The following is a 13,451-nucleotide window of genomic DNA, read 5'->3' on the forward strand; positions in this document are numbered from 1 at the left end:
CCGTCCATCAGGGGTGCTGGATGATCAGGCTGTGTTGATCCAGCATGGACTGCAGGATGTCGTGAGAGGAGGAGCCGCTCAGGTTCCAGCCACTCAGGTCCACATCCTTCAGGGTGATCTGCTGGGTCACCTGCCCATCACCCGCCGGGGAGACCGACAGGTTCACGTCGCTGAGGCCGCCGCTGCCCGTGGTGACGGAGGCTGACAGGTGATTGAGCAGGCCATCCACGCTGCTGTCCGTCACCCCCTTGAGCAGGTCGGCCAAGTCTATCTTGTCCCCCTGGCCCGGCTGGAAGTCGGTGATGGTATCAATGGCCGGTTGCCCCGCCGTTCCCGCATCGCCATTGCCCCACACGAAGTGGTCGCTGCCACCGCCACCGGTCAGGATGTCATTGCCCTGACCCCCGCGCAGCACGTCATCCCCCAGGCCACCCAGGATACGGTCATCACCGTTTGAGCCAAACAGCCAGTCCGCGCTGTCTGTCCCCGTCAGGGTGTTGCCACTCTGGCTGTGGATGTTGAGGGTCTCCAGCGGCGAGCTGAGGGTGGTGCCCCCTGCGCTCGATTCCGCGCTCAGGGTCAGGGCATGATCCCCCGCCGTCAGACCGCTCAGGTAGAGGGGGACCGACTGATCCATGGGCAGCAGCCAGTCACTGCCATCGGCATGGCCCACGCTCTGGCCGTGCTCGTCCACCACCTGGGCACCGCCCAGATTCTGGATCCGCACCGACAGCTCGCCCGGCGCCGGGTTGACCACGCTGGCGCTGAGGTTGAGCGGGATCCAGCCTCCCTGCAGGGCATGAATGTCATGGGCCCCGAGGCTGAGCTGGGGATCATCGGCCTCGGCCGTCACCGTGATGCCGACGTGGGAGGTATCCGTCAAGGCGCCGCCCGACCCGGTATTGCCCTGATCCGAGGTGGTGATGGTCAGGTTGTCCTGACCCCAGTAATCCTTGGCGGGCTCGTAGTGCAGCTGGCCATTGATCAGCGCATTGAGATCATCGAGGGATCCCACCAGGGTGATGGCACTGGTGCCCGCCCCCTGTACCGAGACGGCGCCCGCCGCCCCCAGCAGGGTCAGCACCCCGTGCTCGACCCGCAGGGTCATGGACATGGCACCGGTGCCGGCATCCACATCCTTGACGCTGATGCCGGAGAGTGACAGCGAGCCATCCTCCTTCACCTGCATGTTGGTTGGTACCTGGTTGACCGGGGCGTCGTTGACCGGCTGCACCTCGATGGGGAGCACGTCGGTGTCGGTCATGGCACCACCGTTGCCGGTGTTGCCCTTGTCGTTGGTGACCATGGTCAGCGCATCCTGGCCATTGAAGTCCTGGACGCCTTGATAGATCACGCCACCATTGAGCAGGGCATTGATCTCGTCAAGAGAGCCCGTCAGCACCAGGGAATCCGTGCCGCTGCCCGCCACCACCACGCCGCTGCCGGCGGCCAGCGTCAGGATGCCATGCTGCACGGAGAGGCGTACCTCGATATCACCGCTGCCCGCATCCACATCGCTCACCTGCAGACCGTGGATGGTGAAGGGGCTGTCTTCCTGCGCCACCAGGGGTGTCGTCGGCAGCACGTTGACAGGGGCATCGTTGACCGGTTGCACCTCGATGGGCAGCACGTCGGTGTCGCTCAGGGGGCCACCACTGCCGGTGTTGCCATTGTCGTTGGTGACCATGGTCAGATTGTCATTGCCGTGGAAGTCCGGATCCCCCTGATAGGTGACGCCCCCTGCGAGCAGGGCATTGAGATCCGCCAGGGTGCCGGTCAGCACCAGGGAACCGGAACCATTGCCGGTCACCGTCACCCCGCTGCCAGCCGGCAGGTTGAGGGTGCCGTGCTCGACGGAGAGGGTGATGCTCATGGTGCCGCTCTGCGCATCCACATCCTTCACCTGCAGGCCCTGAATGACGAAGGGCTGATCCTCCTGCGCCACCTGGGGATCCGTCGGCAACAGGTTGATGGGAGCATCGTTGACCGGGCTTACATCCACATGAATGGTGCCGTTGACCTCGGGGCCGAGGGCGCCGTTGTCCAAACTCTGGGCCGTCACCTTGAGATCCAGTGCGCCGTTGGCGTCGTTGGTCACCAGTTCGATGGCATCGAGCTTGGTGCCATCCGTGGTCACTTCCCAGCGACCGTTGCCAAGATCCACCACGGTGCCATTGACCCCGTTTGGCAGTCGGATCTCGGCGCCATCAGGCACCCCTTCGATGGTGACCCGCACCTGCTCCGGACCATTCTCGTGCACATTGCTGGCGCTGCCGCCAGTGGCCTGGGTATCCCGGGTCTCCAGTCCCAGGTTCAGGGTGATCACATCCCCCTCGGTGCCGCTCGCCTTGGCCTCGATGTCGGCGATGATCACATCCCCCACCGGGTTGACGGTGACGGTGAAGTTGCCACTGGTGTCGAGCGGTACGCTCAGACCCTTGTCCAGGGTATAGGCGGTCAGGGTGAGATCCACGCTGCCGCTGAAATCCGCCGGCGGGATCAGGGTCAGTTTGGAGAAGTCGGTCCCCACGGGGATCTGCCAGACGCCGTTGCCGTTGTTGACCGCCGGTGCCGACAGGGTGAAGCCATCCGGTACCCCGGAGATCTGTATCCCGACTATCTGTTCGGAGCCGTCGTTATCGATAAGTTCGGCACCAAAGCCCCCCAGGTTGACGCTGCCATCTTCATCACCCTGCACGTCGTGCACGATGATCTTGGCGGGATCGTTGACCGGTTTGACCTCGAAGCCCACCTGGCCACTCCAGCTGCCGGTATCCGTGCCCGTGGTGGCGGTGTCCAGAATATCCACGGTCACATCGAGCGGCACCTGACCGCTGAAGTGTTCCCTGGGCACAAACACCAGATCCTTGAGGCCATCAGCATCCACCACCAGGGACTGGAAGGGATTGCCACTGGCGTCGAGGAAGTGGCCGTACTTGGCATCGACGGTCACGGTCACCCGTTCCACCGTCTCCAAACCACCTTTTTGCACTGAGCTACTGATATCCGCCAGCTTGACCGAGAGATCGAGGTGGATGCGAGTATCTTCCAGGTTGTCCGGCTGGCCGTCACCGTTCATGTCCTTCACATTCAGATGCAGCTCAGGTACGCCATCGGTGCCGCCGTTGGTGTCTACCTCAGGGGTGATGGAGAGGGTGATGTCCTGATCCGCCGTCTTGGTGTCGCCGCTCACGGTATCGGTATTGACCAGGCGCACATGCAGGCTGAGATCGTTGCCGGCATAGTCTTCCGGCAGGGTCAGGGTCAGGTTGTCGAGATCGCTCAGGCCGTTTGGCAGCTTGATAAGGTACTCGCCGTTGACGAAGTCGTAGGTGAGCCCCTGCACGTTGACACCCGGCGGCAGGCCGGTGAGGACGATGCTGAGCTCGTCGTCACCGATATCCGCGGTGCCCAGGGTGATCATGTCCTTGAGCTGATGGCCAAAATCGACGCGGTGATCTTCCACCCCAATGATGGGCTGGCTGTTGTCCAGATCGACCGTGGCGGCCACCTGACCGGAGGTGGTCGCGGCATTGAAGTCAGCACTGGCAGTCAGATCTTTTTGTACCGATACACTGCGATCGCCGTCGTCACTCAAATCGACGACCATGGCACTCACCTTGAAGGTCACCGTGCCGGTGAAACCATCGGGGGAACGCAGGGCATAGTTGCCAAGGGCATCGTGGGGCACGGTCCAGTTGCCGTAACCATCGTTGATCCCGCCCACCACCACGAAGCCGGGTGGCAGATCGCTGATGACCAGGTAATCGATGGTTTCGACACTGCTGGGGTCCAGGTCTTCAAATTCGAAGACGCCGTTCAACGGAATATCGTGTCCGTCCGGGCTTTCCAACGCCCCACCCGTCTGAACAAGGTTGCCATCGGGCTCCACCACTGCCTGGATATCCACGTGCAGATTGCCATTGACCACCTTGGTGGCCGTGACGCTGGAGTCCACATCATGCTGGGTCACGGTCACGTGACTCTGGATATTGGTGTCCTTGTCACTGTCCTCTGGCGCCCGTACCAGCAGCTTGCCGCCATTGATCAGGCTGTCGAACTGGCTCTGGCTCAGATCCACGGCGCCGCCGCTCACGGTCAACTGGGTATTGACCCCTCCCACACTGATCCAGATCTCATAGCCGGGTTCGATACCGGAGAGGCTGAGGTGAGTCACCTGCTCGGCGCCATCGGTCAGCGTCGGATGCCAGTCGAGCACCACGAACTCGTCCTCGAAACCATGGCTGGTCTTGGCGTAGTCACCGGCATCAATGGCCGGTTCCACCTTGATGGTGAGGGGTACGTCGAAGCTCTTGTGATCCCCGTCATTCTCGGTCACCACCACGTGACCGATGAGGTGGATGTCGGCGGTGCTGTTGGGCGGTGGCTGGATCTGCAGGTTGCCCAGATCCGACACATTGACCTGATAGATGGGCTTGCCACTGGCATCCAGACCGGCAAAGGTCAGGGTCAGCTCCTGGCCGTTGCCATCGAACACCTTGGCCCCTTCCGGCAATCCTTCCAGCACCAGATTGAGGGTTTCGGAGTTGTCCAGCGGGGTGTCCACCTTTTCCCCCGACTCCAATCTGAAATCGAGGGGAGCGCGGCCATCTTCCGCGATGGTGATGGTGTAACCATTACCGGCCGCATCCGGCGTCCAGCCGGTGCTGTCCAGGTTGAAGTGCGGTTCATCCACCACCCCCACCAGATCTACGTGCAGATTCTGGGAGCCGGTCTCCTTCTCGTTGACCACGGTGTGGGTCTGACCATTGGCATCGGTCAGGGTGGCGGTGTCCTTCACCACCCCCTTGATGGTGAGATCGAAGTCCACGTTGCTGTTTTTCGGCGGCATCAGTTGCAATTCGCCGATGCGATCGTAGGGCACCTCGTAATAGCCGTTCGCATCCATGGTCACGGCCACGCCACCGAGCAGCAGGGTGGCACCGGCGGGCAGGCCGCTGATGCGCACAAACATCTGCTCTGAGCCATCCGTGGTGTCCCCCAGATGGGCCAGCACTATCTTGCTGCCCAGATCCAGCAGGGTGTCTTCCTTGCCCTGGATCTCGCGCACGGTGAGCTTGGCGTCATCCGCCAGCGGGTTGACGTTGACAACCAGCTCGATGGGGTCGCCGAGGGCCGTCTCCTGCCCGGTCACTACGGGGGTTTTCTCGGTGCTCACCGGCGTCACCGTCAGCTTGATGTCCCCGCTGTAGTCCTTGCCGGGCACCACGGTGATCTTGTTGATGTCACCACCGTTGACGGTATAGATGCCGTTGCCATCCGGGGTGAGCGTCTTGCCATCGAGGGTCAGAGTACCCTGGCCGGATTCCCACTTGATCTGGTAGCTCAGGGTTTCGGAGCCATCGGTATCGGTCACCGCCGCCTTGATATTGAGGGCGATGCCATTGCTGTCCTCGTCCGTGCTGTAGTGCTGGTGGGTATTGGTACTCTCCCAGACAGGCTTGTCGGCGATGCCCTGCACCGTGATATCCAGGTTGCCGGAGAGTACCGGCGGATTGGCCCCCTCGGTGACCCCGACCTGCACCTGGACAGGGAAGCGCAGGGGATTGCCACCATCGTTGTAGCTCGAATAGTCGTGATCGGGCACAAAGGTCACACCCTTGAGTTCGAACTTGTCGTTGGTACCGGCAACGGCTTGCATCGCCTCTGGCGGCACCTGATACCAGGTCTTGCCACCCTGACTGATGACGGTAAGAGCAACCCCGTTGTAGTAGAAGGTGCCGTGGGCGTTGGCGGGTGCCTGGATCAGCAATTGCTCAACATGCTCGCCACGGTCGTAGTCGCCGATATCGAGTTGCATGTTGATGGGGATGCCATGGGTCGGATCCCCCGCCCCCGCGTCTTCATGACCGGTGACGGCGTTAACGGTGAGTTTGCCCGCCTCATCCTTGATGGTCAGAGTCAGGGTGCCATCATCGGTGTCCCCGTCCCCATCCACCAGATGGAACTCTATCTGCTGTACCAGGGTGTTGTTGCTGTGATCGACACCTGGTTTTGCGGTGAAGGTGTAATTGCCCTCGGCATTGATCACCAGGGTGCCGATGACTTGCCCCGAGCCATCGGTGACCGCAATGCTGGTATTGCCGCTGGCGGCGATGGGATGCTCGGTGCCATTGATGGTGACCGACCTCACCACGGCGTCGTCCGCCCCTTCGTGGGCCGTGGTCAGCAGATCACCACTGACCCTGGCCCCTTCATTCAGGGTCTTGCTGGCATCCACCGCCACGGGGACATCGTCCTGCACACTGACGTGACCTATCACTTCGGCGCTGAGATCCCCGTCATGATCCAGGGCCTGCAATGGCAACTGGATATCGAGCAGATCCTTGCCCTGGGCGCTGTGGTCCAGGTTGCCCGTGAGCTCGAAGGTATAGCGACCCGAGACATCCAGCGTCAGCTTGAAGATGAGCTTGCCTGCGCTGTCCTTGCCGAGATAGACGCCCGGCTGGGCATCGGCGCTGATGGTGACCGGCTTGCCGCCCGAGGTGAGCTGGTTGAGCGCATTGAAGCGCGCCACATCCAGCTGCAGGGCTGCAACCCTGTCACTGCCGGCATGAATGACCACCTGGCCCTGGGCAATCTCTCCCGTGCCTGCTGGGCTTGTACCGCCATGTTGGCCACTGCCGCCATTGAGATCTGACTCCTTGACGGTGACAGTGCCGATGGACTCGATCACCGGATCGGCCGCATCGGTGATCACCGCCGTCGTGCTACCGGTCACCACCGAGCCGTCACTGTCGGTCACCTGTACCGGCAGGGTCAGATTGAGGTTGTCACTCGCCCCGTGGTCCAGGTTGGTGTGTACCGTGATGTCGTAGCCAAGATGCGCCTCGGTCTGGGCCTCGATGCGACCCGGCACGTTCGGCAGGGTCACCGTCAGCACCAGGGTGCCGCTTGCCGTCACCGCCTGGAAGCTGTGACCATTGCTGCCCGGCACTTCCTGCCAGGTCAGCGTCTCGCCGTTATGGGTGATGGGGTTGCCGCTGGCATCGACTACCTGGCCAGAGAGGGTCAACCGCACATCCACCACTGGGTCGGAGTCCGCCTTGATGGTCAGGGTGCCGCTGGCATGCTGATCGTCGCTGGTCTGGTTGCTCGCGGCGCCATCGAAGCGCCCCTCTGCCAGGGTCACCCCGGTGAGACTCAGAGTCGGTTTGTCCCCTTCCGCGATGGTGATATTGAGGGTGCCGCGGGTGCTGTCGTTGTTGCCAGCGCCCTTGTCGTGGTCCACCACGTTGATCTGGAACGGCAGCTCCTTGCTGGCCCCGTTACTCTGATCCACCCCCTGATACAGGGTCACCTTGTAATCGAAACCGTTGCTGGCGGCGTTGCTCAGGTTGCCGCTGATCTCGACCTGCAGCACCTCGACCCGCACGCCGTTGATTTCCACATAGCCTTTCAGGATCTGGTTGCCCGGGATCGTCGGATCCCCATCCACCAGCTCATAGATCACCGGCTTGCCGAGAGCGGTCAAGGCTGGCTGCTGGCTGATGTCGGCAAACGACACCTCCTGCACCCGATCCGAGCCCGCATCTACCACGAAGTGGCCGGTGCCAGTCAAGGTATTGCTGCCATCGAGCGCACGCTCATCCAGATTGACTCCGGTGCCCGCCACGAAGCCGGGCGCGTTGCCATCCTTCACGGTGAGCGGCAAGTCGGTGGAGACGCTGTCCCCGTCCTTGTCGCTCAGGGTCACGGTGAGCGGCAGGCTCAGTGACTCGCTGCCCTGGTGATCCAGCTCGGCGCTCAAGGTCACCTTGGCACTGACGCTCCAGTTGCCGTTGTTGTCCACCAGTTCCAGCTCGGCGCGCAGCACTTCGCGGCCATCGGCGCTGGTCCCCACCAGGTCGCCATTGGCATCCAGGCTGAAGGTGACCGGGCTGCCGTGGCTGCTGTACTTGCCGTCAAGGCTACTCTGGATGGCCGCGATATCGAACTTGAGGCTACTCTGATCCAGGGCATCGGAGCCGTGGCTCACGGTGAAGCTCATATGGCTCACCACATCTTTGCCCCCTTGATCACCCTCGGTCATGCTGGTGCCGGTCACGGCACTGATCACCGGATTGGCACCGTCGCCGATGGCGACGCTCAGGGTGGAGGAAACGGTGTCACCATCGCTGTCTGTGAGCGTGAAGCCCGCCTTGAGCAGGCTGTCGGCACTGCCCTGATCCAGCGGCTGGTTCAGGGTAAAGACGTAGTTGCCGTTTTGATCCAGGGTCAGGGTGAAGACATTCTGGCCGTTGACGCTGCCGCTGATGCTGTTGCCGCTGATGCTGATCACCACCGGCTGGCCACCGCTGGTGAGCCCCTGCAGGCCCGGCTGGTTGGCATCGAAGCTGATATTGACCAGGGGATCGGCGCCTGCGGTGATATTGAGGTGACCGGAAAGGCTCTGTGCCGCGCCCCAGTCGCTGTCTTCAGTGAGTGAAATGGAGACAGCATCCACGCTCGGCAGGGCGCCATCCGTGATGGTGATGTTGAGGGTGCCGAGGTTGCTGTGGTCACCGTCAAAGTCGGTACCCTGCACCTGCAGCCCCAGATTGACGCTGTTGCTGCTCACCGGCTGATCCAGCACGCCGTCCAGTTTCAGGTGGTATTTGCCGTCCAGATCCAGTGTGACAGTCAAAATCACCTTACCAGCGCTATCAGACAGGGTGATCACATTGCCATTGACCTGATAGGTAGTGGGTTTACCGCCGCTGGTCAGGCCATTGAGGCCAGGCTGGCTTGCCTCGAAATTGAGGGAGACCAGGCGATCGCTGCCCACATTGACCGGCAGTTGGCCATCCTGGGTCTGGCCGGATGCCCCTTCCTGCAGGCTGATGCCGCTGTCGATGCCCAGATCAGGGTTGTCGGAGTCAGTGATCACAACGTTGGTATTGCCGTTGATCACCGAGCCATCACTGTCGGTCACCTGTACCGGCAGGGTCAGGTTGAGGTTGTCACTCGCCCCGTGGTCCAGGTTGGTGTGTACCGTGATGTCGTAGCCAAGGTGCTCCTCGGTCTGGGCTTCGATGCGACCCGGTACATTCGGCAGGGTCACCGTCAGCACCAGGGTGCCGCTTGCCGTCACCGCCTGGAAGCTGTGGCCGTTGCTGCCCGGCACTTCCTGCCAGGTGAGCGTCTCGCCGTTGTGGGTGATGGGGTTGCCGCTGGCATCGACTACCTGGCCAGAGAGGGTCAGTCGTACATCCACCACGGGATCGGAGTCCGCTTTGATGGTCAGGGTGCCACTTGCGTGTTGATCGTCGCCGGTCTGGTTGCTCGCGGCGCCATCGAAGCGACCCTCAGACAGGGTCACCCCGGTGAGGCTCAGGGTCGGTTTGTCCCCTTCCGCGATGGTGATATTGAGGGTGCCACTGGTGCTGTCGTTGTTGCCAGCCCCCTTGTCGTGGTCCACCACGTTGATCTGGAACGGCAGCTCCTTGCTGGCCCCGTTACTCTGATCCACCCCTTGATACAGGGTCACCTTGTAATCGAAGCCATTGCTGGCGGCGTTGTTCAGGTTGCCGCTGATCTCCACCTGCAGCACCTCGACCCGCACGCCGTTGATTTCTACATAGCCTTTCAGGATCTGGTTGCCCGGGATCGTCGGATCCCCATCCACCAGCTCATAGATCACCGGCTTGCCGAGAGCGGTCAAGGCTGGCTGCTGGCTGACGTCGGCAAACGACACCTCCTGCACCCGATCAGACCCGGCGTTAATCTCGAAATGACCGGTGCCAGTCAAGGTATTGCTGCCATCGAGCGCGCGCTCATCCAGATTGACTCCGGTGCCTGCCACGAAGCCAGGCGCGTTGCCATCCTTCACGGTGAGCGGCAAGTCGGTGGAGACGCTGTCCCCGTCCTTGTCGCTCAGGGTCACGGTGAGCGGCAGATCCAGTGACTCGCTGCCCTGGTGATCCAGCTCGGCGCTCAAGGTCACCTTGGCACTGACGCTCCAGTTGCCATTGTTGTCCACCAGTTCCAGCTCGGCGCGCAGCACTTCGCGGCCATCGGCGCTGGTCCCCACCAGGTTGCCATTGGCATCCAGGCTGAAGGTGACCGGACTGCCGTGGCTGCTGTACTTGCCGTCAAGGCTACTCTGGATGGCTGCGATATCGAACTTGAGGCTGCTTTGATCCAGGGCATCGGAGCCGTGGCTCACGGTGAAGCTCATATGGCTCACCAGCCCCGCATCCCCCTGGTTGATCTCTTTCATCTCGGTGCCGGTCACGGCGCTGATCACCGGGTTGGCGCCGTCGCCGATGGCGACGCTCAGGGTGGAGGAAACGGTGTCACCATCGCTGTCTGTGAGCGTGAAGCCCGCCTTGAGCAGGCTGTCGGCACTGCCCTGATCCAGCGGCTGGTTGAGGGTAAAGACGTAGTTGCCGTTTTGATCCAGGGTCAGGGTAAAGACATTCTGGCCGTTGATGCTGCCGCTGATGCTGTTGCCGCTGATGCTGATCACCACCGGCTGGCCACCGCTGGTGAGCCCCTGCAGGCCCGGCTGGTTGGCATCGAAGCTGATATTGACCAGGGGATCGGCGCCTGCGGTGATATTGAGGTGACCGGAGAGGCTCTGGGCCGTGCCCCAGTCGCTGTCTTCCACCAGATGCAGGGAGACGGCATCCACGCTCGGCAGGGCGCCATCCGTGATGGTGATGTTGAGGGTACCCAGGTTGCTGTGGTCACCGTCAAAGTCGGTGCCCTGCACCTGCAGCCCCAGATTGACGCTGTTGCTGTTCACCGGCTGATCCAGCACGCCATCCAGTTGCAGGTGGTATTTGCCGTCCAGACCCAGCGTAACAGTCAAAATTACCTTGCCAGCGCTATCGGACAGGGTGATCACATTGCCATTAACCTGATAGGTAGTGGGTTTGCCGCCGCTGGTGAGGCCATTTAGGCCCGGCTGGCTTGCCTCGAAATTGAGGGAGACCAGGCGATCGCTGCCCACACTGACTGGCAGCTGGCCGTCCAGGCTCTGGTTGGTGCCCCCTTCCTGCAAGCTGATGCCGGCGTCAGTGCCGAGGCTGGGATCTGTCCCGTCATGGATGGTTACCTGCAGATCGGCGCGGGTCTCATCCCCATCTATCTCCTTGGCCGACACGCTGAGACCGAGGGAAAGCGTATCGCTGCCCTGGTGATCCAGCGGCCCCACCAGGGAGATGGTGACCAGGCCGTCGATGTCGCTACCCGACTGGGTAGCCGTCAGCTCGGCCTTGATCACCTCCACCCGATTGCCGTTGCCATCGAGGTAATAACCGGTGAGCAGGCGATCGCCGCTGAACTCGAAGCTCAGCACATGGCCGTCACTGCTCATGCCGCTGCCATTGAGACGAACGAGGGTATTGGCCTGATCCGCGAAGACGGCACTGCTCGCCACCAAGGGATCGGCCTGGTGACCAATCACGAAGTGGCTCTGTCCCACCACGGGCGCCTGATCGGTGAAACCATCCTCGGTCAGGGAGACAGAGGGAAGCGTGAAGGCTGGTGGCGTGCTGTCCACCAGATTGACATTGAGATTGGCATGCACCAGATCCCCGTCGCTGTCGCGATATTCCAGCGAGAACGGCAGGCTTACATTGTCCTGGCCGTGATCCAGACTCTGGTTCCAGACGATGCGATAACTGCCGTCATTGGCGAGGGTCAGGGTGAAGACGGTGTTGCCACCCGCCGTGGCCGTCAGGGTCTGGCCGACCACCTGATAACTGAGGGGAGAACCATGACTGCTGAGGCCAAGCTGCTGGAGGGCCCCCTGATCGGCTGCGAAACTCACCTGCAGATTGCCATCCAGCCCCGCCCCCGTGTGCAGGGAACCGGTCGCGGTGATGGGGCCCTTGGCCAGGTCTCCCTCGGAGAGGGTCAACACATCGCTCTGACCGATGAGAGGAGCCCCGTCTATCACCCGGTTGCCCGCGAGATCGGTCACCTCGGCCCTGACTTCATAGGGGCCGGTGATGCCCGTCAGATCCAGGCCGTTCAACTGCCAGCGGCCGTCACTGCCCACCAGGGCGCTGCCGCTGTAGAGAATCTGGCCATTCTGGCCGATGAGGGTGATGGTGACGCTCTGGCCCGCTTCCACCTCGGTGGTGGTACCGCTCAGGGTGACGTTGTTATGGCCCAGGATAAGGTTGGTATCGAGATCATCGATATCGATACTGGCCCGGGTATCGACGGTGACGGTCAGGTTGTCACTGGCACGGTTGCCGGCGATGTCCACCGAGTCGACACGAAAGTCATAGGCACCATCTGGCAGGGTATTGGGGATCTGGTATTGCCAGTTGCCATTGCCATCGACGACCAGCACCGCCACCACGTTGCCACCCAGACTCAGGGTAACGGTGGCGCCGGGTTCCCCCTTGCCTTGCAGGAGCGGCGTGGTGTCATGGGTCAAGTCGTCCACCTGGCTGGCGCCGGTGTCGCTTTCATCGGCCAGATCGAGTGTGATGGTGGTGATGGTATCGAGCAGGGTATGGCCCAGATCGCTGGCACGATTGCCGGCGGCATCCTGGGTATCGGCCTGTATGGTCAGGGGGCCGTCGGTCAGCTTGCCGGTCACATCGCCAAAATTGGCCTCCCAGACGAACCCGGGCAGCACCACTGTGGTGGTGGTGAGACGATTGCCATCCTGATCGATCAGGGTCACGGTCACCGTCTGGCCAACTTCCACATCCTGTACGGTGCCACGGATGATGACCCCGGCCGCCTCGTCCGCGTTGATGATGTTGTCGTCGGTTTGGGGTTCGGTGATGGTGATATAGGCCTGCAGATCCTGATCCTCCACGTAGGGCTCTTCATTGCCCTGGGGCTGGATCTGGTAATCGGTGTCAAAACCAGCCTCGGCCAGGGTGAATTCATTGTTGAGATCCACCACCACGAAGCCACCGGCACTGGAGCCCACGACCCCCCCGGCTGTCCCTGCCGCCGCATTGCCGGCGGCAGTCTCTTCGAACACGGCGGTCGGGTCGGCCCCTTCGCGAATGGCCTGCTGCAGGCTGGCCAGTTCAGGATCGACGGCCTGGGGATCCGGCTGTGCCTTGGCCAACTCGGCCTGATCGAGGTTCTCTCCGTCGGCGGGATCTCCCAGTTCGAAGCGGCCATTGCCTTCGGTCAACAGGCTTTCGCCGGGCTGGAGCTGCATGCCCACGGTGGCAGGACGAAGGGTGCCGTCGGCATCCATCACAAAGACCTTGCCCTCCAGATGATTGATGAGGGTCGGTTTTTCAATTCGCAGCTCAGCCATAACTTCATCTCCAACTCATGAGCACGGACTCTAAAGAATACAAATCCGTGGTGAATAGACGCCTATTTTACCCCTGTCCAGTCTGGAGAACCCTTCGGCATTTTCGAAAATATAGAAAGGAAATAGCGTTATTAGTCCTATTAAATGCAATGAAATCGTTACCACTCCGTTTAATCTACAAAAAAAGGACTCGAAGGGTAACGAT

Annotated in this window: 1 protein-coding gene; it reads right to left on the reverse strand. The window is 61.7% G+C overall.

All coding sequences use genetic code 11. The features are described from left to right. Positions 1-7: 7 nt before the first annotated feature. Complete coding sequence (locus VZC39_RS11275; RefSeq protein WP_434662551.1) at positions 8-13,246, reverse strand: retention module-containing protein; 13,239 nt, start codon at positions 13,244-13,246, stop codon at positions 8-10. Positions 13,247-13,451: the final 205 nt, after the last annotated feature.

This window comes from Aeromonas sp. NJAU223 (genome assembly GCF_051125555.1).
Lineage (GTDB): Bacteria > Pseudomonadota > Gammaproteobacteria > Enterobacterales > Aeromonadaceae > Aeromonas > Aeromonas veronii_G.